We start from the raw sequence: 26,823 nt of genomic DNA, 5'->3' as shown, positions 1-26,823 counted from the left end.
ACCGGAAGCCAGCCGCACTCGATGAACCCGCCGCGCAACCAATGTGGCCGCGTGTTCTTCGTGTCCGTTTCAGTGCGGTGTTCCGGGTTTGGTGCAGGTGAATTGCATGACGTCGATGTGGCCGCGGCGGGCGTAGTCGGCGCATCCGGTCAGGTACCGGATATAGGCGTTGTAGATGCCGGTTCCGGTGAGCTCGATGGCGTGGTCGCGGTGTTCGTGCAGGGCACTCGCCCAGTGGTCCAGGGTGGTGGCGTAGTGCGGTCCCATCGCCTGGATGACGGTGACGGTGAAGCCGGCGTGTTCGGCGTATGCGGTGACGCCCTTGGGGCCGCGGCCGGTCGGGGCCGACAGTGGGCCACCGGCGAAGACCGTGCCGGTGAGGAACTGCATGAACGCGTCATCGATGCCGGTGTGCTCGATAGCGTGGGCGCGCCGGCCGTCGCGGTGGTAACCGACGATGGTTTGCAGTAGCAGCACACCCCCGACGGGCAGGGCGTGGTGGGCGAACTGGAAGAACTCGCCGTAGCTGTCGTGGTGGAAGTATTCGAAGGCGTCGATGCACACGATGCGGTCGGCGTGGCCGTCGAAGGCTTCCCAGCCCTGCAGCCATACCCGGCCGCACGGATGTCCGCGCGCGAGCCGGTCGACGAGCTGGTCGCGCACGTACCGGTATTGGCTGCGGCTGACGGTCAACCCGATCGTGTTGACCTGGCGGGTGTCCATGGCGCGCAGCAGGGCTGATCCCCACCCGCACCCGACATCGAGCAGGGTCATTCCGGGTCGCAGGTCGCATTTGCCCAACGCGAGGTCGATCTTGTTCAGTTGGGCTTGTTCGAGTGTGTCCTCAGGGTGGTTCCACAACGCGCAACTGTAGGTGCGGGTCGGATCCAGGAACCGGAAGAAGAACTCGTCCCACGGATCGCGGCCGACCCTGCGAGCGTCAGACTCTCGCCGGCGGCCGGAGGTGGAGATTTCGTCGGTGTGGGTGTGTGTGCTCCTGCCACCACGTGCGGGCGCTCGGCGACGAGCGCTTCGGTGATCGCGCGAGGCCGACGCCCTTGCGCGCACCGCTGACGACCGCGGGCAGGTATAGGGGTTCGACCTGCCCCCGGTCAGCTGCCCGCGGCGGTGACGATGACGTCGGCGACGGCGACGGGCTGGGATACGAGCACGGCGTGTGAGGCGGCGATCTCGGTGGTGTGCGCCCCGATGCGGCCGGCCATGAAGCGCTGCGAAGCGGGCGGGATGATGTTGTCGCCGGTGGGGATCAGCGACCAACTCGGAGTGTTCGACCAGGATGTCGGCCCGGACGGCTCCAGGTTGGCCCACAGCGCGATCGAGTGCTGGTGAGCCAGCATGGTCGCGGCCGTCGCATCGTTGACATCCGGCGCGAACACCCGGTGGAACGCGTCGGAGGCAACGTAGCCGTCGAGGTTCCTGCCGCCGATCGCGTGCGCGTCGTCGACGAGCTTGACCTGCAAGACGGGCGGGAGCAGCTGACTACCGGGGAATCGGATCGGATCCAGTCCCAGCTGGACGGGCTCCCCCTCTGCCGGCGCGAACGCGGCGACATAGACAAGGGCCTGCACGTTCGGGTTGTGGATGTTGCTGATGACCGCGCCGCCGTAGGAGTGGCCCACGAGCACCACGGGCCCGGAGATCCCGGCGAGGGTCTTCTCGACGGTGGCCGCGTCGTAGCCGGGTCCGCGCAGGGGGTTGTCGGGGACGGCGACGGTGTAGCCGCGGCCGCGCAACTCTGCGGCGACCGGGTCCCAACTGGTGGTGTCGGCGAAGGCGCCGTGCACCAAGACGACTGTGGGCAATCCTCGGGCAGCGGCCGGACCGGCCAGCGCCGCGGCCGAGGCGGCGACGAGGGCGATCGTGACGAGCGCGGTTCGGGCGAATCGAACAAAGCTCATGGCGTGCTCCTTCGCTGTGCAGGACGTGCTCAAGCCGGATCCGGCCCGACAGCGGCCTGTGTTCGGTGCGGGCGGCACGCTGCCGCCCGCACGACTGGGTCACCCGGCGGGTCAGCCACTCCGACAATCGCGTCTGTGCGAGGCTCGTGCCCGCGCTGGGCAGCAACTCGTCATCACCTGAACGAAGCACTGCGCCGACCGGAGCCGCCGCTCAGTTCCACGGAACTCGGGACATCCGCGACGACCACCTTGTAGGTAGGTCGCTGGTCGGCCCTGCCCACGTGCCCGCGGGGCTCGTCGCCGATGCGAGAGCGTAGCGCTCCGCCCAGCGCGGTCGCAGTTGCGGGCGTCATCCGAAGCCCGTGGATCAGAACGATCGGTGGGGAGCCGAACCTGCGTTCAAGGCTTCGCATCGCATGAACCGAGCGGGGAAAGATATCCCGACACGTAACCATCGCCTCTACGCTGCCGATGGTCCGTCGTGGTGCACAGCGGCCCTCCCCGCTGTACGAGACTACTGCTCACACCGGTCTTCAGCTTCAACCTGCAGCGTAACCGTGTCAATATTCGCCGGTTGGATGGATGAGCTCAATCGTGATCGACCTGCTGCCCATTGGCACGTGGATAGCCCGCCGCGCAGCGAGTGCCGCCTGGCCTGGTTGTCCCGGTGATCCGGGTGACGATCGTCAACCGGGCCTCGCTGCGGCGGTAAAGCGGTGCCGCGCTGCTGGGTGGTGACATGGCCCGAGCCACTTCAATTCCGTGAAGTACGAGCCGCCGCGAGCGATCGAGCGGCGGGGTCGACCGATAGACGACCGGCTCGAGGTCGAGATGGCGTTACTGGTGTGCGTCGGTCCACGTGCGGGTGACCCGGATTCGGCCGACGGAGGCGACACCGCGCGCTTCGACGCGCGTCCAGGTGGGTTCGGTGCCGTGGAACCAACGGCTTTCCTCCCGCAGTATCTCGCGGGGGTCCGACCGGCTCAGTCGTTCGCGTAGGCGTTTCACACGAACCATCGGAAGTGCTGCGGCGCGAACGTCTGTCGTGCGGAACACCCGGCGCCGGAGAGTGCGGTCCGAACGCGAGACCGCACCGATGGCAGCTGTTGAAGCCACCGCTGACGATCAGTTCGTCTTACGGTCGACGACGCAGCGGAAGCCGTGCTCGTCGAGCCTGCCGATGTCACCCGTGTGCACCCAGCCGTCGCGCGCAGCTTCGGCGTTGCATGCCGTATTGATGTTTCCGAGCGATGACTCCGGCCTCAGAAGTGACCCGCTTCGGGCAGCGGGGTGTCGTTGACCAGGAGGTCGCCCAGCGCGCGGGCCTTGTACACCGCAGGGTTGTGGGAGAACAGGGTGCGCAGGTTGCGCCAGTGCCGGTCGTACTGTGCGGAGGCGCGGGTGGCCGAGGCGCCGCCGACATCGAAGATGCGCCCCGCCGCCCGCAGTGCGGGCTCCTCGATGGCGACCTTGGCTTTGGCGGCCAGCACCGCCGCGTCGTGTTCGAGGTCCGCGTCGATCCCGGTGGCGCGGGCGGCGTCGAAGGCGCGATCCTGCGCCAGCGCGGCGGCGCGCACCAGCGATTCGGCGGCGAAGGCCGTGGCGGAGATCGTGCCGATGATCTCGAGCAGTTGCGGATCGTGGCGGGGCTCTTCGGTATTGGCGAACACGAAGTTCCGCCTGCGGGTGCGCACCAGCTCGGCGGCGTCGGCGGCCGCGGACCGCAGGATGCCCGCGGCTATGGCGTGCAGGTACAACTGCGGGAACGCCTGACGCGGCGGCACGCCGGAATCCGAACCGCGCCACGGCAGCGTCTCCGACTCGGCCACCGCCACGTCGGTGAGCACCGTGGTGCCGCTGCCGGTGTGCCGCTGGCCGATGCCGTCCCAGTCGTCGAGATGGGCGACGCCGGCCCGGTCGGCGGGGACCACGGCGGTGAGCAGGCCTTGTCCGGGCACCTCAGCGCTGATGCGCACGTAGTCGGAATACAGCGCGCCCGTGCTGTAGAACTTGCGCCCGTTGAGCAGGTAGCCCCCGCCGGGTGCTGGCGTCAAAGTGCTGTCGTAGGTCCAGCTGCCCGCGGAACGATTGCTCAATTCGGTTAGCGCTCCGCCGAAGAGCTTGCCCGCCAGCACTTCCGGGATCCAGGCCGCCTTCTTGCCGGTGCGGGGCAACCGGAACAATTCCTCCACGAAGCCGAAGTGGATGCGCAGGATGTGCGGGACGTCGGGGTCCGCCTCGGCCAGGTCGATCAGCAGATCGAACAGCTCCGAGATCCGCCAGCCCCCGCCGCCCAGATCGGCGGGTACCCGGACCGCGCCGAGACGCAGCCGTTTGGCCGCCGCGATCGCCGCGTGCGGTGGCTCGTCGCCGCCCTCGGCGCGTCGGCGCGCCGCGTCCGCGGTCACCTCGGCGACGAAGGCAGCGATCTCGGGGGAACCGGGGCGCGCGATGGTGGCCGCGGCGGTATCGATGCTGGTCATCGGAACTCCTGGAGTAGGGGCCGGTGCGCCACCGGCGAAGGACGGATTCGGCGCGGGGCGCTCAGGCGACGCTGCGCCGCAACGCCGGGTCGGCCAGCGCGGGCGGGATCGCTCCGGTGTCGCGATCGCTGAAAACAATTCCGGGAGCGACGATCTCATCGATGCGATCGAGCACGTCCGCGCTCAGCGTCACCGCGGCCGCGCCGAGGTAGGCGTCGAGGTGCTCGGCGGTGCGCGGGCCGATGATCGCGGCGCTGACATCCGGGTGCGACAGGACGAAGCCCACCGCGAGTTGCACCAGGGTGAGCCCGGATTCCTCGGCCAGCACCGCCAGCGCTTCGGCCGCGGCGAGCTTGGCGGCGTTGGCCGGGGCGGCGATGTCGAAACGACCCGCGATCAGGTCGGCGCGGTAGGACTCGGGTTGCGCCGCGCCCGCGCGGTACTTGCCGGACAGCCAGCCCGCCGCCAGCGGACCGTAGGTGAGCACGCCGAGCCGGTACCGACGCGCGATCGGCAGCGTCTCGCGTTCGATGCCGCGCACCAGCAGCGAATACGGAACCTGCTCGGTGGCAGGCCGATTCAGCTTGCGCCGATCGGCCGCCCACTGGGTCTCGATCAACTCGCCGGGCGAGAACACGGAGGTGCCGTAGTAGCGGATCTTGCCGGCGCGGACCAGATCATCCAGCGCTGCGACGGTTTCCTCGATCGCGGTGACCGATTCGGGCCGGTGCACCTGATAGAGGTCGAGATGATCGGTGCCGAGTCTGCGCAGCGAGTCCTCGACGGCGCGGGCGATCCAGCGCCGCGAGTTGCCGCGGTGGGTGAGGTCGTCGTCGACGGCGTTGTGGAACTTACTGGCCAGGATCACCTCGTCGCGCCGGCCGCGCAGCGCTTTGCCGACGATGGTCTCCGATTCGCCGCGCGAGTAGGTGTCGGCGGTGTCGACGATGTTGATGCCCGCGTCCAGCGCGCGGTGGATCACCGCGATCGCCTCCTCGTGCGTGGTGCGGCCGCGGGCGCCGAAGTTCATGGCGCCGAGGGCCAACGGGCTGACCCGCACCCCGGTGCGGCCGAGGACACGCAGATCGGACAGGCTCATGAGTGGGCTCCTCGGACGATGCGGCGGGTGGCGGAGTCGGTGAGCGAAGGCGGCAGATAGCCTTCGTCGGCGGGGCTGATGGTCAGGCCGGGTGCGACGATCTCGTCGATGCGGTCGAGCACCGCGGCGTCGAGCCGGACGTCCACCGCGCCGAGCTGTCCCTCCAACTGCTCGAGGGTGCGCGGCCCGATGATGACGCTGCTCACCGCGGGATGCTGGAGGACGAACGCCAGCGCCACGTGCACCAGTGAGAGTCCCGCGTCGTCGGCCAGCTTCGCCAGTTCCTCGGCGGCTGCGCGCTTGCGCTGGTTGGCCGCCAGCGCGGGATCGTGCCGATGCGGTTGCCTGGTGAGCCTGCTCGACGGCTGCGCGTCCGTCCCAGGCCGGTATCGCCCCGACAGCCAGCCACCGGCCAGCGGGCTCCAGGTGAGCACCCCGAGCCCGTACTTCTGAGCGATCGGCAGCGTGGCCCGCTCCGCCGCGCGCGCCAGGATCGAATACGGCGGCTGTTCGCTGACCGGGCGGGTCAGATTGCGGTCCTCGGCCACCCACTGCACCTCCACCAGTTGGTGCGGTTCGAAGGTGGTGGTGCCGTAGTAGCGGATCTTGCCCGCGGCGACCAAGTCGTGCAGGGCGCGCAGCGTCTCCTCCAGCGGCACGTCCGGGTCGGGGCGGTGCACCTGGTAGAGGTCGAGATGGTCGGTGTTCAACCGGCGCAGGCTGTCCTCGACGGCGCGGATGATCCAGCGGCGGGAGTTGCCGCGCGAGTTCGGGTCGGCGCCGATCTGCCCGTGGAATTTACTGGCGAGCACGACTTCGTCGCGGCGGCCCGCGAGGGCCTTGCCGACGATCTCCTCGTTTTCGCCCTGGGAGTAGACGTCGGCGGTGTCGACGACGTTGATGCCCGCGTCGAGCGCGCGGTGGATGATGCGCGCGGCGTCGTCGTGGTCGCGGTTGGCCCAGGCGCCGAAATTCATGGCGCCCAGGGTGAGCGGGCTGACCAGCACACCGGTGCGGCCGAGATAGCGGAGTGTCATCGTGGGGTGGTCACTTTCTCGTAGTGCGTACGGCCGAAGGAATTCGCCGGTTCGGCGAGGCCGAGATGGCCGCGCAAGGTGGTGTGCTCGTAGCCCTCCCGGAACAGGCCACGGGCGCGCAGTTCCGGGATCACCTGATCGACGAACTCCTCCAGATAGCTCGGCAGCACGGCCGGGATGATGGTGAAACCGTCGACGCCGGTCTCGCGGAACCACCGCTCGATGTGGTCGGCCACCGCGACGGGGGTGCCCGCGACCACCCGGTGCCCGCCGAGGAACTCGGTCAGCAACCTGCGCACCGTGTGACCGGTCTCGGTGGCGTAGCGGGTCAGCGATTCGAAGAAGCCCTGCGGGCCGATGCGACCATCGGGCAGCGCGGTCAGCCGCGCGGGCAGCGGCGCGTCCAGATCCAGCTCTTCGTCGGGGTAGCCGAGCCAGCGGGCCAGTGCGCGTACCGGCGCGCTGTCCGCGGGCAACCGCTCTTGCAGCGCGTCGAAGCGTTCGCGTGCCTGCGCTTCGGTCGCGCCGAGCACCGGCACCAGTCCCGGGAGAATCCGGATGGCCCGCGGGTCCCGGCCCGCGGCAGCGGCAGCGCTCCGTACCCCGGTGACGAATTCCCTGGCCGCGGTCGCGCTCAACTGGGTCGTGTAGATCGCCTCGGCGTGCGCGGCCGCGAACGCCTTGCCCTGCGGCGACGCGCCGGCCTGCACCAGCACCGGACGTCCTTGCGGCGACCTGGTGACGTTCAGCGGACCGGCGACGGCGTAGAACTCGCCGCGGTGGTCCACCGCGTGCACCTTGTCCGGGTCGGCGAAGCGGCCACCCGCCTGATCCCCGATGACGGCGTCGGCTTCCCAGCTGTCCCAGAGCTTCTGGGTCAACTCCACGAATTCCGCGGCCCGCCGGTAACGCTCGTCGCGCTCGGGCAGGGACTCGATGCCGAAATTGCGGGCGGCGTTCGGTTCGAACGTGGTGACGACGTTCCAGCCCGCCCGTCCGCCGCTGGCGTGGTCGAGCGAGAGGATGCGCCTGGCGAGGTTGTAGGGCAGGTTCAGCGATGTGGTCGCCGTCGGGATCAGCCCGATCCGTTCGGTCGATACGGCCAGCGCCGAGGTCACCAGGATCGGGTCGAGCGTCGCGGCGGGGGCGCGGGCGATGCCCGGCTGCTGCACGGGAATGTCCGGGAACAGCAGTCCGTCCAGCGCGCCGCGCTCGGCGACGGTGGCCACGTGCTGATAGTGCTCGAGCCGGATGAACGCGTCGGCGGGCAGGCCGGGCTCGCGCCAAGCCGCGGGGTGGTAGCCGGAGCTGCCGACGTTGACGAAGAAGTGCAGGGTGCGGGTCATCAGGCGGCTCCTTCCGCGTGGGGGCGGGTGTGTCCGGGGACGGGCAACCCGAGATGCCCACGCAGTGTGGTGGTCTCGTACTCGGTGCGCAGCACGCCGCGCCGCCGCAGAATGGGCACCACGCCGTCGACGAAATCGTCGAATCCGTCCGGCAGCACGTCGGGCATCAGGTTGAAGCCGTCGGCGATGCCTTTGTCCACCCAGTCGACGATCGCGTCGGCGATCTGTTCCGGTGTGCCGGTGACGATGCGGTGGCCCGCGCCGCCGCCGAGCTCGCGCAGCAATTGGCGCACGGTGAGGTTGTCCCGGCGAGCCAGCCCGAGCGCGATCTTGTAGAAAGTTTGCGAGCCGCCGGCCCGGTCCGGCTCGGGCAGCAGGTGCCACGGCAGCGGCGCATCCAGCCGCAGTGCTTCACGGTCCACGCCGAGCTGGGCGGCCAGCCGGTTCAGCGCGTAGTCCGGCGGTACCAGTTCGTCGAGCAGCTCCCGTCGCTGCGCGGCCTCCCGCTCGGTCGAGCCGAGCACCGTCGACAGACCCGGCAGGATCAGCACGTCCTCCGCGCGGCGGCCCAGCGCCACCGCGCGCGATTTCACGTCGCGGTAGTACTCACCGGCCTCCTGCTCGGTCTGCGCCGCCGTGAAGATCACCTCGCCGACCCTGGCGGCCAGCCCGCGGCCGTCGCTGGACGCGCCCGCCTGCACCACCACGGGTTCGCCCTGCGGGGACCGCGGCACGTTGAGCGGACCGGCCACCCGGAAATGCGTGCCGCGATGATCGACGGGATGGATCTTGTCCGGATCGGCGAAGCGGTGCGCGGACTTGTCGCCGACCAAAGCGCCGGGCTCCCAGCTGTTCCACAACGCGCGCACCACGGCGACGAACTCCGCGGCGCGCTGGTAGCGGGCCCCGTGCTCGGGTTCCTCGTCGAACCCGAAGTTGCGGGCGGCGTCCGCTCCCGCGGTGGTCACCACGTTCCAGCCGGAGCGGCCCCCGCTGAGCAGGTCGAGCGAAGCGAAGCGGCGGGCCACGTCGTAGGGGTGGTTGTAGCTCGAGGAGAGCGTGGCGATCAACCCGATGCGGCTGGTGGCCGCGGCCACCGCGGCCAGGATCACCGAGGGCTCCAAGCTGTTGAACGGCCGGTATCGGATGTCCTCCCGGATGGCAGGGCCGTCGGCGAGGAAGACGGCGTCGAACCGGGCCTCCTCGGCCCGCCGGGCGATCCGCACGTAATGGTCGAGCCCGAAGCTCGCCACCGGGTCCGTCCCCGGGAAACGCCAGGAGCCGCCGAAGACGCCGGCGTTGAGGATATTGACGTTCAGGTGCACTTGCCGTCGGCTCATGGTCGCTCCACTGCTCGGGCCGCCGCCAGCGCCGTGCGACCCAGGTCGGCCAGCACGAAATCGCTCTGCGGGAAATGGATTCGCCCCACCAGGGCGTCGCGGTGGTGGCGTTCGAGGGGGTTGCGGCGATCCAGCCCCGGGTTCCCGGTCAAGTCGAGCGCGGACTCGGTGACCCGGATGGCGGTAGTGGTCGCGACATGTTTGGCCAGCGCGGGCAGCGCGCCCGCCGGTTCGCAGGCCAGGCTGGCGACCGCGTGGCGCAGCAGCGCCCGGCTGGTCTGGATCCACGCCTCGATCTCCCCGACGCGGTCGTGGAAGCGCGGCACGGTGGCCAGGGAGGCGCCCAGCGCGGTCGGCACCCTGGTGTGCAGGTAGCGCACCAGCCAGTCGCGGGCGGCGACCGCGACGCCGTTGTAGTTGGCGGCCAGCAGCAGCGGCAGCGCCTGGCGGCCCGCGCGGCGCACCTTCGCCGTGCCGGTGGAGGGATCGCGCAGGTCGACGAGCCGGGCCTGCGGCACAACGGCAGCATCGAAGATCACCGACTGGGTGTCGGAGGCCCGCAGGCCGAGGTGGTTCCACGTACGCTCCACTCGCCAGCCGGTCACCGACCGGTCCAGCAGGAAGGTCGCGATGCGCGGCTGCGGCTCCGCGGTGCTGGTCGTCACGGTGAACCAGGTCAGACCGGAAATGCCGGTGGCGTAGGCTTTCTCGCCGTCGATGCGCCAGTCGCCCGACGGCAGCCGGGTCGCGGTGGTCGCGGGCACGCCGCCGCGCGCCAGGCTGCCGAGTTCGCGCTCCACCGCGAGACCGTTGATCAGCGCGCCGTCGGCGGCGGCCGACCGCAGCACCAGCTCCTTCAACTCACCCGGCCACGGGCTGTCCGGGTGGAGCATGCCGAGGTGGTTCGTGAAGTTCCATTGCAGGATCAGGCCGACCGAGGGGTCGGCGGCGCCCACCCGCTCGATGAGTTCCACCGCTTCGGCGATGCCCGCGCCGCGCCCGCCGTAGGCGACCGGGACGGTCAAGGCGGGCGCGCCGATGGCGTGCAGCGCCTCGAACGCCGCGAACGGGAAGGTCCCGGCCCGGTCGTGTTCCTCGGCGCGCGCGGCGATCGTGGCCAGCACGCCGGTCAGCGCGTGCTCGTCCAGGCCGGTCGGCGTGGGATCGGCGGTCGTTGGCAATTTTTCGGTCATGACGCGCTCGCGGCGCGCGGTGGCACACAATTCATGATTTCTCGGCAAACTCGTTCGCAAGGCGTGGCCGCAAGGGCCAGGAATGGAATACGGTGACGGAATTCCGGCGTCACCGGCGACAGCGGAACGGCATTGAACGTTTTGTGCCCCAACGTGTTTCATACTTTGCCACGGGGACTCCTTTCGTTCGCGCCGCCTGCGATCCCAGTATCGGAAGCGCGAAACCGGCGAACAAGGCAGTCGTCCTACGAGAATTGTTTAGTTTTTCTCGACGGTCCGGACGCGGTTCACGACGCCAATCGCTGCGGGCTGGCGAGGGTGCGCAGGGCGCGGATGGCGGCCGCGACCGCGGGACGTTCCAGCGACGCCTGCCGGTAGGTGACCCCGATCTGCCGTGTCCCGTTGGCCACCGTGCAGGCGATCAGGTGGCGGTGCTCGTCGTCGACCGACATCTCCGGCACGATCGTGACGCCCAGCCCGTACTCGACCATCTCGGCCATTCCGGCGAAGCTGCCGCTGCGGTGCTCGATGCGGGGTGCGAAACCGGCCTCGCGGCAGGCGTAGAGCACCGAGACGATCGACGGTGCGCCGTCGCGCGCGGCGATCCAGTCCGCGTCCCGGACCGCCGCGAGTCCGTGCTGGCGGACCCGCTCCCGTACTCCGTCCGGCGCCAGTAGCACCAGCGGGTCGCCGAACAGGAATTCCGAGCTCAGGCCGAGCGGCAGGTCGCGGGCGCGGAAGGAATAGGCGTAGGTGATGGCCAGATCCACCTCCTGCAGCCGCACCGCGGGCACCGAGTCCACCGGCATCAGGTCCACCACCCGCACCCGCAGATTCGGGTACTCCGCGCGCAATTGCGCCGCCGCGGGCAGCGCCAGCCGCGACTGCGCGGTGCGGAACGTCGCGAGGGTCAGTACCCCGGTGACCTTCTCGGCGGTGGCGGCCACCGCGCTCTCGGCCTCCTCCAGCGCGGCGATGATCCGCGAGGTGTGGTCGACCAGCACCCGGCCCGCCGGGGTCAGGCGCAGCACCCGGCCCTCCCTGCGGGTCAGCACGGTGCCCACTTCGTCCTCGAGGATGCGCAACTGCTGCGACACCGCCGAGGTCGTGATGCCGTGCAGCTCCGATACCGCGGTCATGGTCGTGCGTTCGGCCAGATCCCGCAACAGGATAAGACGCCGGATGTCGTACACGACTGCCTCGCTTTCGCTGCCTGTTCCGGATCATGATCATCGGCCTCGGCAACGGTGGAGGAAATGCTTACGATCAGAACGATTCTGTGCGGGATCAAGTCGGTGACAGCGCGCCCACGGGCAAAGGGGTTTCCGGCTTACGCGCGGGCGCCCCGGGGACCGCCGCCAGCAGCAGCCGCGTGTATTCCGCCGACGGCTCGGCGAAAACGGCCGCCACCGGACCCGTTTCCACGATTCGCCCGCCACGCATCACCGTGACGTCGTCGGCGATCAGCCGCACCACGCCGAGATCGTGGGTGATGAACAGGTAGGTGAGCCGTTGCTCATGCTGTAGATCGACCAGCAATTGCAGGATCTGCGCCTGCACCGACACGTCCAGCGCCGAGACCGCCTCGTCCAGCACCAGCATCCGCGGTCCGGCGGCCAGGGCACGGGCGATCGCCACCCGTTGCCGCTGCCCGCCGGACAGTTCGGCGGGCCTGCGACGCAGGTGCGAGCGGTCCAGCGCCACCGCGTCCAGCAGTTCGGCCACGCGCTGTCGTCGCCGGGCACGGTCGGACAGCAGCCCGAGCGATACCAGCGGCTCCGCGATGATCGTCTCGACGTCGAACTTGGGATCCAGGGAGGAATACGGGTTCTGGTAGACGAACTGGATCCCGCGCCGGATCGGCCGCGACCGCCTGCGGGACAATCCGCTGATCCGCTCGCCGTGCAACAGGACCTCCCCGGTGTCCGGTGCGGTCAGTCCCACCGCGATCCGGGCCAGCGTGGACTTGCCCGCGCCGGACTCGCCGACCACCGCGTGGGTCGATCCAGCGACGACGTCCAGGGAGATGTCGTCCACCGCGCGGACCTGCCCGCCGAAGGTCTTGGCCACCGCGCGCACCTGGAGCACGACCGAGCCGCGGTCGGGTGTCCTGCGGGCCGTGGCGCCGGTCGGCGTGAGCGGTTCGCTGTGCCGGGAGGGCGCTGCGGCGACCAGCTCGCGGGTGTACGCGGTGCTCGGCGCGGCGAGGATGCCCGCGGTCGCGCCCTCCTCGACGATGCGCCCATCGCGCATCACGATCAACCGGTCCGAGCGCTCGGCGGCCACGCCCAGGTCGTGGGTGACCAGCAGCACCCCGAGCCCGAGTGTGGCGCGCAATCGCGCCAGATGGTCCAGGATGACCTGCTGCACCGTCACATCCAGTGCCGAGGTCGGTTCGTCGGCCACCAGCAGGGCGGGGTCGTTGGCGAGGGCGATCGCGATCAGCACCCGCTGCTTCATGCCGCCGGACAGCTCGTGCGGATACTGTCGGTACACCCGCTCGGGATCGGACAATCCCGCGAGTTCCAGCTTCGCGACGGCCAGCTCGCGGGCCGCGGCGCCGTCGACGCGCCGATGCAGCCGCAGCGCCTCGCCGACCTGGGTCCCCACCCGCTTGACCGGGTTCAGCGAGGTGCCCGGGTCCTGCGGGACGAATCCGACGAACGGGCCGCGCAGCCGCGCCAGCCTGCGTTCCCGCCACCGCGCGACGTCCTGGCCGTCGAGTTCCAGCGCCCGCGCTCGAACCAGGGCCGAGTCCGGCAGCAGCCGCAGCGCGGCGTGCACGGTGGTGCTCTTGCCCGAGCCGGATTCGCCCACGATGGAGACGAATTCGCCGGGGCGCACGGCCAAGGACACCCCGTCGACGGCGTCGCCGTGCGCGGACCGGTAGCGCACCCGCAGGTCGTCGACGCGCAGCAGCGGTTCGTTCGCGCCCATCACGATTCTCCCAACGATCGGCCGATCCTGTTGGCCGACAACACGACCACGGCGATGAGCACGCCGGGCAGGATCGAAATCCACGGATAGGTGGCCAGGTAGTCGCGGCCCTCGGCCACCGCGAGACCCCACTCCGGCTGCGGTGGCGGCGCGCCGTAGCCAAGGAAACCGAGCGCGGCCACGGCCAGCACGGCGGAGCCGCACTCCAGCGCGGCCAGCGCGAGCACCGCCGATACCGAGTTCGGCAGCACGTGCCGCAGCACCACCCGCCCGAAACCCGCACCGGACCCGTAGGCGGCCTCGACATAGTCGGAGGCGGCGACCTTCAGCACCTGCGCCCGCATCACCCTGGCGAACGCCGCGATCGCCGAAACACCCACGGCGACGGCGATGTTCACTGTGCCGTAGCCGAGCGCGGTGACCACCGTCATGGCCAGCAGCAGGCCGGGGATGGCCAGCAGCACGTCGACGCAGCGCATGATCACCGCGTCGATCCGGCCGCCGACGAAGCCGCTGAACAGGCCGATCGCGGCGCCGATGAGGAAACCGAGCGCGACGGCGAGCAGCGTCGCGCTCACCGTGGTGGAGGTGCCGTAGATCGCGCGGGCCAGCAGATCGCGTCCGAGCCGGTCGGTGCCGAACGGATGGGCCGGGCCGGGTGGGGCGAAGCTGACCGACGAGTCGCCCTCGAGGGGGTCGTGCCCGGTGAACCAGGACGGCAGCACCGCCCAGGCCAGCACCACCCCGACGACCAGCCAGGCCAGCGTCAGCCCGGGGGCGGCCGCGGCGGCCAGCAGCAGCCGCCGCGGCCACCGGGTCACGGTGCGAGCCGTTGCGGTCGGCGCGCTCATGCGGTCACCTCCTGCCCGTTCGGCCGCGCGGTGGACGCCGGGGCCTGCGCCCTGCGCGCCGCCGGGCGCAACCGGCTGCGCAGGCGCGGGTCCAGCAGCGGATACAGCAGATCCACCACGAAGTTGACCGCGACGAACACCAGCGCCGCGAACACCACCACCGCCTGCACCAGCGGCACGTCCTGGGTGCGCACCGCGGTCTCGGTGAGCCTGCCGAGACCGGAGCGGGAGAACACCGTCTCGACGATCACCGCGCCCGCGAGTAGATTGCCGAAGGTCACGCCCGCGATGGTCAGCGCGGGCAGTGCCGCGTTCCGCAGCACATCGCGCACCAGCACCCACAGCCGCGTCGCGCCCTTGGCCACCGACACGGTCACGTAACCGGAGCGCAGGCCGCCGGTGACGTTCTCCAGCAGCAATTGGGCGATCGGCGCCGCGACGGGGATGGCGAGGGTCACCGCGGGCAGCACCAGCGCCGCGAAGCCGTCGTTGCCGATGGGCGGGAACCAGCCGAGCTGGAACGAGAACACCTGCAGGATCGCCGATCCCACCAGGAACACCGGCACCGACACACCCGCCGCGGGCAGCGCGGCGAACAGGCCGCTCAGCCACCGCACGCGCGTGTAGGCGGAGATCAACGTGACCGCGAGCGCCAGCAGCACCGCCAGGACCAGCGCGCAGGCGGCGAGCAGCGCGGTCTGCGGCAGCACCGACATGATCAGCGGCCACACCTGCTCGCCGGTGCGGGTGGATGCCCCGAAGTCACCGCGGGCGGCCGCGAACAGCCGGTTCAGGTATTGGCCGAGCAGATCGTGGTCGAGTCCGTAGTACTCCCTCGCGTTCTGCTTGTCCTGCTCGGTGACGAGGTCACCCTGGGTGGGGTCGAACAACAGATCCACCGCGTCGTAAGGCAGCACGTAAAGCAGCACGAACGTCACGGTGTACGCGCCCCACACCACGAACACCGCTTGGCCGAGTTTGGCCAGCACATAGCGGAACATCGGTTACCTCGGCTCGATCCAGGTGTCGTAGAAGACGTTGCGCGACTGCGCCTCGTAGCCCACGTTGTGCACCTTCGGATTCGCCGCGGTGACCTGGGCCGGGTTGTACACCGGCACGGTGAGCACCTGGTCCTCCAACAGGAACCGTTGCGCCGCCTGGGCCGCGGCCGCCCGCCGCTGCGGGTCGATGGTCTTGCTGACCGCGCCGAGCGTGTCGATCGCCTGCTGATAGACCGGATCGCCCTGGGCCAGCTTGGCCATGTTGCCGAACTGCGGCGAGTACACCTGTTCGAGCACCGCGACGTCCGCGCGGCTCTGGTTGGCCACCTGGATGTTCCAGCGCTGCGGCTGGGTGATGGCGGCCTGGTAGTCCGGGATCGGCAGCACGTTCAGCTTCAGGTCGACGCCGATCTTGCGCAGGTCCTGCTGGATCAGCTCGTAGGCAGGCTTGTTGTTCACCAAGTTGTTGATGCCGATCAGCGCCAGTTCCAGCCTGCGGCCGTCGCGGTCGACGCGGATGCCGTCGGCGCCCCTGCGCCAGCCCGCGTCCTCCAGGATCTGCTCGGCCCTGCGCTGGTCCTGCTTCAGTGTGCCGGAGAAGTCGACGTAGCCCGGCACCCGTTCGGACAGCACCGAACTGGACACCTTGTAGCTCGGAGTGAGCACGGTCTTGCTCAGCGCGTCGCGATTCCAGGCCAGCTTGACCGCTTCGCGCACCGCGCGGTCGTTGGTGGGGAACAGGTCGGTCTTGAAGTCGAAGGCGATGTCGCGACCGGGAATGAGCTGCGGCACGATCCGGTAGCCCTCGCGGGTCAGCGGCGCCTCGTCGGTGTTGTTCACATCCAGGATCGCGTCCACCCGGCCCGCTCGTAGCGCTCCGGTGCGCACACCGGCCTCCGGGATCACCGAAATCTCCACCGCGTCCAGATACGCCTCGCCGTTGTGTTTACGGCTGGCAGGCGCCCAGTTGTACCCGGAACGCTTCTTCAGCACCGTCTTCTGCTGGTAGACGTGCTCGGTGACGGTGAAAGGCCCGGTGGTGACCAGATTCTGCGGCAAGCTGCGCTGCTCTTTGGGCAGCTGCAGGGTGGTGTGCCCGAGGATGCCGGAGAAGTAGAGCGAGAGCGCCTGCAGGAAGCCCGCATTCGGGCGGGTGAAGGCTACCTCGACGGTGCGCGGGTCGAGCACGCGGGTGCCGGAGTAGCCGACCCAGTACGCGGTCACCGGCACGATGCCGAGTTCCTTGTTGCCGAAACCGAGCAGGTCGAAGTTCTCCTTCACCGAATCCGCGGTGAATTTCGACCCGTCGCTGAAGGTGACGTCGTCGCGCAGATGGAAGGTGAATCGGGTGAGCTCGGGATCGATGTCCCATGAGGTGGCCAGCCACGGTTCGATGGCGCCGGTCTCGGGGTTCTGGTAGGTCAGCTTGTCGGTGATATTGCTGGTGATCAGCGATTCGGGGTAGGAACTGCCCGAATGCGGATCGAGGTTGGCCGGTGCGTCCAGCACCGCGAACCGCAATGTCCCGCCCGCGACCGGCGTGCCGCCGTCGCCGCCGCCCGCGACCCGGTTGGCCGGCGCCGCGCATCCGGCCAGCACCGCGGCGGTGATGGTGACGGCGATGAGCGCCGCCGCCCTCGAGAACCTGCGTGATGACATCTGACAAACTCCTGACGAGTGGCCGTCCCCTTGCGGCGAATGCCGTGGGTGGCGAAGTGGTGGCCGAGAACCCCGGGAACAAACCGTCCGGGGCGGCGCGCGAAGTGGTTTCGCGTCAGCGACAACAGTCGGCGAACGCCTGCCGCACCGCCGAGCGCGTGGACACCGCGAATCGCATGGTCACGCTCCTTCACCGCTCGACGGACAGCGGACCGCACCGGCGATCCACAGTGCAGTCTGCACAGCGCCGGTAGCCGGAACAACCAAGCTCGTCTTCGAGAATCGTTCAGTTTTCGTGAAACCAGGAATGCCCGGTCTCCGCACGGTGGAACGGGATCACCGTGTGGTCCAGCGCCCGGCCGGTTCCCCGCTCACACAGCCGCGTGAGCATCACACCCCGGACCGGCCCATGCCGGAGTGCATGCCGAGAATCTCGCGGAATCTATTGAATACGACGTCAACTTCAAGTAGCGTGCCGACCACTGACGGTGACCCGCGTCACATCAGGTTCGTTTCTCACCCTGGAGATAGGTATGACTCCGAATTCGGATTCCGGCAGCCCGGACCAGAAGAAATTACGGCGCCTCATGGCCGCTGCCCTGGTGGGCAGTTCGATCGAATGGTACGACTTCTTTATCTACGGAACAGCCGCTGCCTTGGTATTCGGCAAGCTGTTCTTTCCCCATGCGTCGCCGCTGATGGGCACCTTGCTGTCCTTCAGCACCTTCTGGGCGGGCTTCATCGCCCGGCCACTGGGCGGACTGATCTTCGGGCACATCGGCGACACCTTCGGCCGCAAGCCGGCACTGGTCTCGTGCCTGATCCTGGTCGCCGCATCCACCTGCACGATCGGCCTGCTGCCCACCTCGAAGACGATCGGCGTGGCCGCGCCGATTCTGCTGGTGGCATTGCGGTTCCTCCAGGGCATCGCCGTAGGAGGCCAGTGGGGCGGGGTCACCCTGCTGCTCACCGAAACCACCAAGCCGAACCGCAAGGGCCAAGCGGGCACCTTCGGCCAGATGGGCGTGCCCTTGGGCCTGCTACTGGGCACCGGCGCGTTCCTTCTGGTCAGCGCATACGTCAAGGGTGCCGACTTTCTGAGCTGGGGTTGGCGTATCCCGTTCCTGGCCAGCGCCGCGCTGTTCCCGGTGGTGCTGTTCATCCAACTCCGCATCGAGGACTCCCCCGAGTTCCGCCGGCTGCAAACCAAAGCCGCCGTGGCCTCGACCGCGGTCGCGCAGGCCCCGATTCTCGAAGTACTGCGCACGCGCTCGAAGCGGGTTCTGCTCGGCGCCGGGCTGTTGTTCGGAACAAACGCCATCTTCTACATCAGCGTCGCCGGTGTGCTCGATTACGGTGTGCGCGAACTCGGCCTGGCCCGCAACAGCCTGCTGGCCGTCTCTCTGCTCTCCTCGGCCATCGGAGTGCCCATCATCTATCTCGCCGGCTCGCTGTCCGACCGTGTGGGTCGCCGCCCATTGATACTGATCGGGGCAGCGCTCATGGCGCTGTGGGCATTCCCCTTCTTCTGGCTGGTGGGTAGCGGCTCACTCACGGCGATCATGATCGCAACCACTGTCGGCAGCGGCATCGGCTCCGGGCTGGTGTACGGCCCGTTGGCGGCGTATCTCGCGGAACTGTTCGAGCCCCGAATCCGCTACTCCGGCATAACGCTGTCCTACCAGCTGGCCGCCATCCTGGTCAGTGGTGGCACGCCCTTCCTCATGACCGCGCTGCTGGCGGCAACCGGTTCGACAGCGTCGGTCTCCGCCTTCCTCATGGTCATGGCGCTGTGCACGCTCGGCTGCGCATGGGCACTGCCGGAAACCGTGTCGGCCGGTCAGCCCGCGACAGCCGGCGGGAACGCCTCCGTCTCCGTGCCGTCCTGATCAGCATCGTCTGATCTCTGGGTAACTGCCAACAGGATTCACGTAAACGCCACCACTGGGCGTTGGCCTGCTGCAAAGTTGTAAACGCTCACGTACCTGACTTATACGCGAGCGTTTACAACTTCAGGTTCATGATTGGATCAAAGACTTTCATGAGGACGAGAACATCCGCCGCGGCGGCCGGCGCTGCTGCCATCGCAGCCCTGGCCGTTGGAACTGCAGGCGGATTCCCCGGAACGGCCCACGCCGACAGCGCGCCCGGTGAGGATACGCCGGTGGTGATCACGGTCGACACCACTGCGGACGAAACCGCGGCCGATCTCGGAAGCCGATTGTGCCGCATGGCTTCTGGTACCTGCACCCTGCGCGCCGCGGTGCAGGTGGCCAATGCCCGTCCGGGCAGCACGATCGTGGTGCTGGTCGGCCGCTATGTTTTGGCGATACCGCCCGACCCACAGAAAGTGCAGGGCCGCAACGCCGATCCGACCACGGGAGACCTGAACCTCACCGCGCCGACCGTGCGGAACTCCGCCATCAGGGCGAACATCTCCGGTATCGCATCGGCCAACTGCGCGACGGCGTTCGCGCGGTTTGTCTCCGAGGGGGGCGACACCAGCGACGACGCTTCCTGGGAGCTCACCGGGGCAGGCTACAGAGTCGTGTCCTAGTCGGCAGGCGTACCCGCCCGAGTAATGCGCGGTGGATGTACATCACCGCGTCCTCGAGCGCGAGCAAATCCCCGCCGTCACGCAAGATCCAGCGCACGGCCTCGTTGGTCGCCTCGGTCACCGCCAGATATGCACGAGACCCGGCCACGGCGGTCTCCAAATAGAACGAGCCGGGCAAACGACGGTTCCCCACGCAACAGGGTGAGATACGCCCGGATCCCCGCGCCGGAGGGCCTCGAGTGGCTCCACCGGTTCGGAGAGCACCTGCCTCATCACCTGCTCCAGATGATCGATCATCAGATCGCGACCCGTCTCCGCTGCGGCGAGAAAGCACGCCTCTTTGTCCGGGAAGTGCTGATAGAACGTCCAGCGCGAAACCTTCGCCGCGGCAGCGATATTTGCGACCGTCGCAGTGAGATAGCCGCGATCCGCGACAACGACGGTCACACCGACAACAGCCGCTGACGCTGCGACCCCGCCACCAGATCACGAGCGAGGCTGTGCGGCCCGTGCGGCAAGGTCGTCAGAGTCGGTTCCAGCAACTTTCTGCGTCGCACCCACATCTTCCATATCAGAGTGCGCGCACGGCTCGGCACAGACTTCACGAGCCGGGTGACGCAGGGACGACAGGCCTGTCCTGCCGACACCTGCGTCACACCCATCAAGGCGCGGGGAGACCTCGACGGCGTAAGCCGCCCAGCTCACCGACGGGCAACCGCTCCCCTGTCCGCCGGATCGTTCAGGCCTGGCAGCGACTTCCAGTCGATCGCCCGCTTCAGGATCTTTCCGGTGGCGCCCTTCGGCAACTGGTCCACGAACGCGAACAGGTGTGGAACCTTGTATGCCGACAGCTGCTCCTTGGCCCAACTCCGCAGTTCATCCGGTGTCGGCTCCGCTCCGGGCGCCAGGGCGATCACCGCGGCGACCTCCTCGCCGTAGTGCTCGTCGGGCACACCGATCACCGCCGCTTCGACGATATCGGGGTGCCCGTACAACACTTCCTCGACTTCACGGGGATAGACGTTGTAGCCGCCCCGGATGATCATGTCCTTGGCCCGGTCGATGATGTAGACATAGCCGTCGTCATCGACCTTGCCGAGATCCCCGGTGGCGAGCCAGCCGTCGCGCAGGTCGGATGCGGTGGCCTCCGGCCGGTTCCAGTATCCCCGCATGATCGTCGGACCGGACAGGTACAACTCGCCTACCTCACCGGGAGCGAGTACCGAGCCCGAGGCGTCCCGGACTTCGATTCGCATGCCGGGCAACGGACGACCCACAGAACCCACCCTCGGGTCCTTCCCGACGGGGTTGAACGTCGCTATTCCCGACGATTCGGTAAGCCCATAGCCTTCCATGATCTCGCAGCCGAACCGGGCCCGAAAAGCTCGGATGACCTCCCCCGGGAGTGAGGCACCGCCCGACGAAGCCATCCGCAGACTCCCGAACTGCTCGGGCCCGAAGTCCCCTCCGGCGTGCAGCATCGCGTTCCACATCGTCGGGACACCCGACATCAGGGTGATCTCGTCCGCGCGCACCATCTCGAGCATGCGGCCGGGATCGAACCGCGACAGCAGCGACAGCGACGCACCCAGGTGCAGAGCGGTATTCATGACGACCGACTGTCCGAATACGTGGAACAGCGGCAGCGCGGTGCCCATCCGCTCCTCGCTCGTCACCCCGAGGTAGTCGATCAAGATCGTCGACGCGGCGTGCAGGTTGGCGATCGTGAGCTCTACGCCCTTCGGCTTGCCGGTGGTACCGGAGGTATACAGCAGAACCGCGACATCATCCGGGGCGAGATCGACGGGTTCGGACAGCGGCTCCGTCCGATCACGCTGTGCGCCCGGCTCGAGCACCCAGAGCGGGAGTCCGCGCTCCCGCGTGGCCGTCTCGGCCGATGTCGTCGCCTCGTGCCACGCGATCACCAGGCGTGCCGTGGAATCGTCGAGGACATAACCGATTTCGGCTCCGGTCGCCATCGTGTTCATGGTGATGACGATGGCGCCGACGAGGTGCGCACCCAGGTAGGCAACAACGAATTCGGGAACGCTCGGGGCCACCAGCAGTACGCGGTCGCGACTGTCGATCCCGGCGGCACGCAATGCACCGGCGAAGGCCGCCACCGAGTCCTTCAGCCGGCCATAGCTCCATTCCTCGCCCTGCGCCCTGATCGCGATCGCCTCGGGCCGATCGAGCGCGTTCTTCCACATCGGACCGGCGACGTTGACCATCCGATTCCTCCTTCTGGCCTAGCTGGTAATCCCCCTCGCACCGTAATTGAACTTGGCGTCAAGTTCAATAACTGTCAAAAGGGAAATCTGCGACAACCGCATCGGCAAGGAAACCGTGTGATGCGACCAGAACAGCCGCTAACGGTCGCACCGGGACTGCGCCGGTATTTCCGGTGACGACGCGGTCCCCGGCCAGTTCACTCAGCTCGCGGCCTCGTCGATTTTCAACGCGTCGGCCCGCAGGCGGGTAGCCGTTCGAACGAGGTCGTCCAGCGAGGTTTCCTCTTCGAGGGCACGCCTCGAAGTAGGCACGGTTGCTCGCCTCGATGACCGCTACCGGAGAGGCCTCGTCCGCACTCCAGCCGAGGTTCGGCAGCTTCGTGGCGGCGAAGTCTGTCATGAAAGCCCAGACCCTGCCCAGCCGGCGAAACCGGCTGGGCAGGGTTGGCGTCACTTCGCCGGGGCCGGGGCCGGCATCGGCTGGTTGATCGTCGTGAAGTACTGGACTGCCGCCATGATCGCGACCGGAGCGGTGACGAGAATCTGGCCTGCCAACGTCCCCAGCGCGCCGAGGGCCATGATTCCGCCCACACATCCGATGGCGGCTGCCGGAATGAAGCCTCCGAACAAGCCGATAATCGCCGCGGAAGCGACGGTCGCCCCGGCGATCCCGCCCAGCACGCAACCGACAGCCGCGCCGCCGATGCCGCCGACGGCGGTACCGATCGTCGCGCCCATGAGGATCGTGGAGGACAGTCGCGCCCAAGCGGCTTGTTCCCGGTCGTACTGGGTCTTCCAGGGAGCCTGGTCTTCGTAGGGCAGCGCCACCGGCTTGTAGGCGGCGTGCTCGAGGTCGAACTGCGGCGTCAAGGTAGCAGTGCGGTCGCGGATATCGGCGGCGATCGGGAAGACGAAATCATCGACCCGGAAAGACAATTCCGAACCCGCCACCACAGCACCGCCGGGGGCCTTGATCTTCAGCACCCCCTCTTCGACGGCAATCGAGCCGGCCGCGAGATCGATCACCGATGACCGCTCTCCGACCGATACCTTGTAACCGACCGCCGCGGTATCGGCCGGTGCCGCCGATACCGTTCCGGCGGTTATGCCGAGCGTCGAGACGAGCAGCGACGCTGCTGCAATCGTTTTCCTCATCTTTTTCCTTCTTCTTTGTGCCTCGAACCAGACGTTCGAGAGACTGCGAACACGCACGGGTGCGATTCGATTCGGTTCCGCCGACGAAACCGTCTCCGACCGCTCCCGCGCATCGCGCCCGACTCCATCCACATCAGATGGAATCGAGGAATTTCACCAGCGCCTCGTTGACTTCCGCTGGTCGCTCCTGCTGAATCCAATGGCCGGCGCCTGCGATCACAATGTTTTCGCGCAGATCCGCGAGGACCGATGTCATCGTTTCGGCCGGCATGAACATGCGAACCGCATCTTTGGAACCGGTCAGGAAAAGCGACGGCTGAGTGATGACGTGACCGTCGAGCGGGGCCGTGAGCTCCCAATTCCGGTCCATGTTCCGGTAGTAGTTCAGTCCTCCACTGAAGCCCGTGTGCTCGAACGCGTCCACGAATACCTGTAGCTCGTCCTCCGACAACCACGGGGGACGCGGTAGTTCTCCGCTCGGCCGCAGCGCCAGCGCCTGCGGCGAGGGAGTGTCGTTATTGAGGAGTGTCCATCGAACGTCTTGCGCGAGCATGGCATCCGCGACTCCCGGCTCCTGGAACCAGCACATGTAGAACGAATCTCCCAGCCGGGAACGCAGAATCCCCAGCGGTGGAACCGGCGCGCGCGGCGCCGGTGGAACGCTCAGTCCAGCCACCGCCCGCACCCGGCCGGGATAGGCCAGTGCCATCTGCCAGACCACGGCGGCACCCCAGTCGTGTCCGATGAACACGGCATCCTCCACGCCGAGGGCGTTCAACAGTCCCACCAGGTCGGCGCAGATCGTCAATACGTCGTAGTCCTCGATCTCGGACGGCCGCGAGCTACCTCCGTAGCCGCGCATATCCGGGGCGATCACGCGATACCCGGCCCCGGCGAGGGCGAAAACCTGATGACGCCACGAGAATGCGAGTTCGGGAAATCCGTGGCAGAGGACAACCACCGGTCCCTCGCCATGATCGACGACCCGCAGTTCGATCCCGTTCGTGGCGATCCGCCGAGATCCGAGCGCCTGCCACGCCGCAACATCGACCGTCATCCGCACCTCCTCCTGCTCGAGCCTCGGCGCCCCGGTCACCGGCCGTCCCGGTACCGGGCGATCAGCTCGGCCGGGAAACCCAGATCGGCCTGCGCAACCGCCTTCGTCAGCGGCATGCCCAACTCGCCTAGACGCGAACACCCCTCCGATCCGATTGCTTCGTATGCGTACACGGCGAGCTGGTCAGTCCGGTCCTCGATCGATTGCCGGCGCCGCCGCCCTTCCTCGCTGAGGGCGAGGCCGGGCCCATCCAGAAGCCACCCGCGAGCACGCAACCGCTCGATGCCCGCGGCCCACTCCTCTTCGCTCCAGTACCGGCTGACGCGGAGGACTTCCGCGCTGATGGCCCCCGTCGCGGCATGCGTGATCAGCGCCTCCATACCATCGAGGCCTTCGGTGAACAGCAGCGCGACGTGTCCGTCGCCTCGGAATTCGCGCAGCAGAGTCTGCGCGTGCCACAGCACCAGGTGCGGAGCGTCCGGCCACGGCAGCTGCGCGTGTCCGGCGAACAGCGGACGTCCCTGAGGCCGATCGCAGGCGCGTTCCGCGGCACGGCGTGCGAGATCGGCCGCCTCCCGAACCGTTGGACCGTCGACGTCCTCGCCCCATGCTTGGCGCAGCGAGCGGTCGACGGCCTCGTACCGCGCCTCCAGGACGTGCCCAGGCGTGGCGGTGTGCCAGGCCGCGGGCAGCGCGGAGCGCACCGCCACCGGATTGAAGTTGAAGAATGTCGCGACGGCGACTTCCGCGGGTACCGGGCCCATCGCTGCCGAGCGGGGCGCGAAATATGTCGGGGCCCGCCCCTGCAAGCCGATTTCGGCATAGCACTCCTGCCCGTGCGGGCTGAAGTAGATCATCCCGTGAATCAGTTCGAGAGCACGGAAGGTGAGCCGGGCGGTCTCCGGCGAAACAGTGGACATCGTCATTCTTTCGAATTCGACTGGCAGAAAGGTCACGGAACTCATCGCAGCTCGCCGACCGGGCCGGCGCCCTCGCTTGCGGCGGGTGCGACACCGACCTCGCGAAGCGGCCTGCCCGCGACCAGAAGCCCGCGAGACAGATCGTTCACAGTCAGGAGTGGGGCCATGCGGTTCCCTCGATCGTCGTGTTTCGGATCTAGGCTTCGACCCTCCCTCCGGCGGGCCGAACATTGAAGCTGAACTCAACATCAAGTTGTGACCTACGTCAAGTCTCGATCCGAAATCGACGTCATTTACGGTCCTGCCGGAACGGCGGAACTCCCGGAGGCGCCGGTGTCGGCTGTCGCCCTACCCGCAGGGCTCACGGGGGCTTCGACGACCTTGCCGGGTTCGACCCCGGCCGGTGGGCCGGGAGCTATATTGTCGAAGACGACGGTTCGCCGTTCGCCGAAAGTTCGAGTACCACCGTCTGGCACACCGGCCTGCGACCGGTCACACGACACAGAAAATCACACAGAAATGACCGGAAAAGGCGGGAAATGATGAGCACCATTCAGCGCGGAGGTCGCCTGAAAGGTGCTTTGTGCGGCTCGGACGGGCCTGGCTCACAGCGGAGAGATGCGCAGCGCGTTGACCCATAACCGGGTTCCGATGCGCGTCAGTTCGTCCAGGTCGACCCTCAGATCCTCCGGTGTGTCTTCACCGGTCACGAAGTAGTCGAACGCGAGCCGACTGATCATCCCGGACAGTGCGCGCGAGGCCAACAGCGGATCGACCTCCGTGTCCGCGAGTCCCCGCGCCTGCAGGGACTCGATGCTGCGGGCGTTTCGCCGAACGAACGCCTCCGCGCGCCGCCGACGCAGTTTGCGGAACTCAGGGTCGATGCTGGCGACCTGTTCGAGCAACGCCATCAGCTTGGCATTGCGCTTGTACGCCTCGAAGTACGCCCGGTTGCTCGCCTCGATGATCCCAGCAGGGTCGGCGTCGGGGTCCACATGCGGCATTCCTGGATGCATCATGTCTTCCTGCGCCAACTCGAGGACAGCCGCGAAGATCTCCTCCTTGCTGGAGAAGTACGTATAGAAGGTGCCGGACGAGCATTTGGCCTCTGTGGTGATGTCGACCAGCCGGGTGTCGAGGTAGCCCGAACGCTCGAACACCGTACGGGCAGCTGCGATCAAGGCCGAGCGCGTCCGCAATCCCCGACCGGTGGCCGGAAGCTCGCGCAGCAGCGCGGAGTTCGCCATGGACGGCGGCGGGCCCTCGTGTTCGTCCCCTGCGGTCGATCGTGACATGGGAACAGTTATAGCAACGCAACCATCGGAGCTCGCCAGATCATGCCGCGGCGAACCGCAGGCGACGTCGACCATTGCGCCGGAGCCACGGTTCAGGGCGAAGCCGATCGCGACGATCCGGCCTTCGAAGGCGATGCACTCGGTCGACCCGCTGTAGGCGTCGCCGCCGACCGGGTCGAAAGCGATATCCGCGCCGTGGCCGCCGGTGAACTCCTCGACTGTTTGCACGAAGTCTTCGCTTGGTTCATCAGCGCGTACTCCGCGAACGCGCCGCTTGGCAGTGCGGTGGTGCCGACGACCCGATCACCGACCACGGCGTGGTTGACGCGTCATGCCTTCATAGAAGTTTCTCCTGATAAGTGTCGATGGCCGGGGATTCATATCCCCGCGGCATCGGCGATAACGATGGCCTTGTGGACCAGAGCATCGATGCGCTCGACGGTCGGGGTGCCGGCTGCCGCCTTGTTCGCGGGGGTGTCCATCGCCCGGCGCAGGACACCTTCGGCGATGATCGCCACCTTCCACAGACCGAGCGCGTGCCAGAACTTCAGCGCCTGCGGGTCCCGGCCGGTCTCGTCGAGGTACATCCGGGCGAGTTCGTCCCGGTTCGGGAATCCCGCGAGTGTGGAGACCGGGAAGTCTCCCCCCGTGTCCTCCCCCGGCTCGGGCCAGTAGGCGAGCATAGAACCCATGTCGGCCAACGGATCTCCGAGCGTGGACAGTTCCCAGTCCAGCACGCCGAT

The 26,823-nt window shown here is 68.2% G+C and carries 22 protein-coding genes and 1 pseudogene; 2 read left to right on the top strand and 21 right to left on the bottom strand.

Annotated features, from left to right (window positions below):
• Positions 1-69: 69 nt before the first annotated feature.
• From ACL03I_RS06580 to ACL03I_RS06520, 13 genes are all read right to left on the bottom strand, one after another.
• Positions 70-1,068, bottom strand: a complete 999-nt coding sequence (locus ACL03I_RS06580; RefSeq protein WP_412805384.1) for a class I SAM-dependent methyltransferase — start codon at positions 1,066-1,068, stop codon at positions 70-72.
• 44 nt (positions 1,069-1,112) lie between these two features.
• Positions 1,113-1,919: an alpha/beta fold hydrolase gene (locus ACL03I_RS06575; protein ID WP_355074359.1), complete on the bottom strand. Its 807-nt coding sequence runs from the start codon at positions 1,917-1,919 to the stop codon at positions 1,113-1,115.
• Between the two features lie 1,262 nt (positions 1,920-3,181).
• Positions 3,182-4,402: an acyl-CoA dehydrogenase family protein gene (locus tag ACL03I_RS06570; protein WP_412805383.1), complete on the bottom strand. Its 1,221-nt coding sequence runs from the start codon at positions 4,400-4,402 to the stop codon at positions 3,182-3,184.
• 61 nt (positions 4,403-4,463) lie between these two features.
• The gene (locus ACL03I_RS06565; RefSeq protein WP_412805382.1) at positions 4,464-5,501 is read right to left on the bottom strand and encodes an aldo/keto reductase; all 1,038 of its coding nucleotides are present in this window, start codon (positions 5,499-5,501) and stop codon (positions 4,464-4,466) included.
• A complete protein-coding gene (locus tag ACL03I_RS06560; protein ID WP_355074364.1) occupies positions 5,498-6,538 on the bottom strand; it encodes an aldo/keto reductase in 1,041 nt (346 codons plus the stop codon). The genes ACL03I_RS06565 and ACL03I_RS06560 overlap by 4 nt, the downstream gene beginning before the upstream one ends.
• Positions 6,535-7,884, bottom strand: coding sequence for an NtaA/DmoA family FMN-dependent monooxygenase (locus ACL03I_RS06555; protein WP_355074366.1), 1,350 nt, complete (start codon positions 7,882-7,884; stop codon positions 6,535-6,537). Before ACL03I_RS06555 ends, ACL03I_RS06560 begins: the two co-directional genes overlap by 4 nt.
• Positions 7,884-9,224 (bottom strand): LLM class flavin-dependent oxidoreductase, encoded by a 1,341-nt coding sequence (locus tag ACL03I_RS06550; RefSeq protein ID WP_412805381.1) that lies wholly within the window; start codon positions 9,222-9,224, stop codon positions 7,884-7,886. The genes ACL03I_RS06555 and ACL03I_RS06550 overlap by 1 nt, the downstream gene beginning before the upstream one ends.
• The gene (locus ACL03I_RS06545; protein WP_412805380.1) at positions 9,221-10,417 is read right to left on the bottom strand and encodes an acyl-CoA dehydrogenase family protein; all 1,197 of its coding nucleotides are present in this window, start codon (positions 10,415-10,417) and stop codon (positions 9,221-9,223) included. Before ACL03I_RS06545 ends, ACL03I_RS06550 begins: the two co-directional genes overlap by 4 nt.
• Positions 10,418-10,704: 287 nt before the next feature.
• Positions 10,705-11,610, bottom strand: coding sequence for a LysR substrate-binding domain-containing protein (locus tag ACL03I_RS06540; protein ID WP_356967595.1), 906 nt, complete (start codon positions 11,608-11,610; stop codon positions 10,705-10,707).
• Between the two features lie 94 nt (positions 11,611-11,704).
• A complete protein-coding gene (locus tag ACL03I_RS06535) occupies positions 11,705-13,354 on the bottom strand; it encodes a dipeptide ABC transporter ATP-binding protein (RefSeq protein ID WP_412805379.1) in 1,650 nt (549 codons plus the stop codon).
• Positions 13,354-14,205 carry an ABC transporter permease gene (locus tag ACL03I_RS06530; protein WP_355074376.1) on the bottom strand — a complete coding sequence of 284 codons (852 nt, stop codon included), beginning with the start codon at positions 14,203-14,205 and terminating at the stop codon, positions 13,354-13,356. The genes ACL03I_RS06535 and ACL03I_RS06530 overlap by 1 nt, the downstream gene beginning before the upstream one ends.
• The gene (locus ACL03I_RS06525; protein WP_356967601.1) at positions 14,202-15,206 is read right to left on the bottom strand and encodes an ABC transporter permease; all 1,005 of its coding nucleotides are present in this window, start codon (positions 15,204-15,206) and stop codon (positions 14,202-14,204) included. Before ACL03I_RS06525 ends, ACL03I_RS06530 begins: the two co-directional genes overlap by 4 nt.
• A gap of 3 nt (positions 15,207-15,209) precedes the next feature.
• On the bottom strand, positions 15,210-16,865 hold the full coding sequence (locus ACL03I_RS06520) for an ABC transporter substrate-binding protein (RefSeq protein WP_412805378.1): 1,656 nt from the start codon (positions 16,863-16,865) through the stop codon (positions 15,210-15,212).
• A 533-nt stretch (positions 16,866-17,398) separates the two neighbouring features.
• Between ACL03I_RS06520 and ACL03I_RS06515 the strand changes: the two genes are divergently transcribed.
• Both ACL03I_RS06515 and ACL03I_RS06510 read left to right on the top strand, forming a co-directional pair.
• Entirely contained in the window at positions 17,399-18,754 is a 1,356-nt protein-coding gene (locus tag ACL03I_RS06515; protein WP_355074381.1) for an MFS transporter, read from the top strand.
• Between the two features lie 275 nt (positions 18,755-19,029).
• Positions 19,030-19,422, top strand: a complete 393-nt coding sequence (locus ACL03I_RS06510; RefSeq protein ID WP_412805377.1) for a CSLREA domain-containing protein — start codon at positions 19,030-19,032, stop codon at positions 19,420-19,422.
• Between the two features lie 117 nt (positions 19,423-19,539).
• Here ACL03I_RS06510 and ACL03I_RS06505 read toward each other — a convergent pair whose 3' ends face one another.
• From ACL03I_RS06505 to ACL03I_RS06470, 8 genes and pseudogenes are all read right to left on the bottom strand, one after another.
• Positions 19,540-19,869, bottom strand: a complete 330-nt coding sequence (locus ACL03I_RS06505; protein ID WP_412805376.1) for a TetR/AcrR family transcriptional regulator — start codon at positions 19,867-19,869, stop codon at positions 19,540-19,542.
• A 254-nt stretch (positions 19,870-20,123) separates the two neighbouring features.
• Positions 20,124-21,653, bottom strand: coding sequence for a long-chain-fatty-acid--CoA ligase (locus ACL03I_RS06500; RefSeq protein WP_412805375.1), 1,530 nt, complete (start codon positions 21,651-21,653; stop codon positions 20,124-20,126).
• 450 nt (positions 21,654-22,103) lie between these two features.
• Positions 22,104-22,808: a hypothetical protein gene (locus tag ACL03I_RS06495; protein ID WP_364433891.1), complete on the bottom strand. Its 705-nt coding sequence runs from the start codon at positions 22,806-22,808 to the stop codon at positions 22,104-22,106.
• A 133-nt stretch (positions 22,809-22,941) separates the two neighbouring features.
• Positions 22,942-23,865 carry an alpha/beta fold hydrolase gene (locus ACL03I_RS06490; protein WP_412805374.1) on the bottom strand — a complete coding sequence of 308 codons (924 nt, stop codon included), beginning with the start codon at positions 23,863-23,865 and terminating at the stop codon, positions 22,942-22,944.
• 35 nt (positions 23,866-23,900) lie between these two features.
• On the bottom strand, positions 23,901-24,785 hold the full coding sequence (locus tag ACL03I_RS06485) for an SCO6745 family protein (protein ID WP_412805373.1): 885 nt from the start codon (positions 24,783-24,785) through the stop codon (positions 23,901-23,903).
• Positions 24,786-25,390: 605 nt separating this feature from the next.
• Positions 25,391-26,032: a TetR/AcrR family transcriptional regulator gene (locus ACL03I_RS06480; RefSeq protein WP_412805591.1), complete on the bottom strand. Its 642-nt coding sequence runs from the start codon at positions 26,030-26,032 to the stop codon at positions 25,391-25,393.
• Between the two features lie 144 nt (positions 26,033-26,176).
• A pseudogene (locus tag ACL03I_RS06475) lies at positions 26,177-26,329 on the bottom strand (zinc-binding dehydrogenase); the annotation flags it as partial.
• Positions 26,330-26,457: 128 nt separating this feature from the next.
• A partial coding sequence (locus ACL03I_RS06470) for a phosphotransferase (RefSeq protein WP_412805372.1) occupies positions 26,458-26,823 on the bottom strand: 366 nt, incomplete at its 5' end.

Source organism: Nocardia sichangensis (assembly GCF_047200615.1).
GTDB classification, from domain to species: domain Bacteria; phylum Actinomycetota; class Actinomycetes; order Mycobacteriales; family Mycobacteriaceae; genus Nocardia; species Nocardia sichangensis.
The sequence above is the reverse complement of the archived record's forward strand: the minus strand, read 5'-3'. Positions and strand labels throughout refer to the sequence as shown.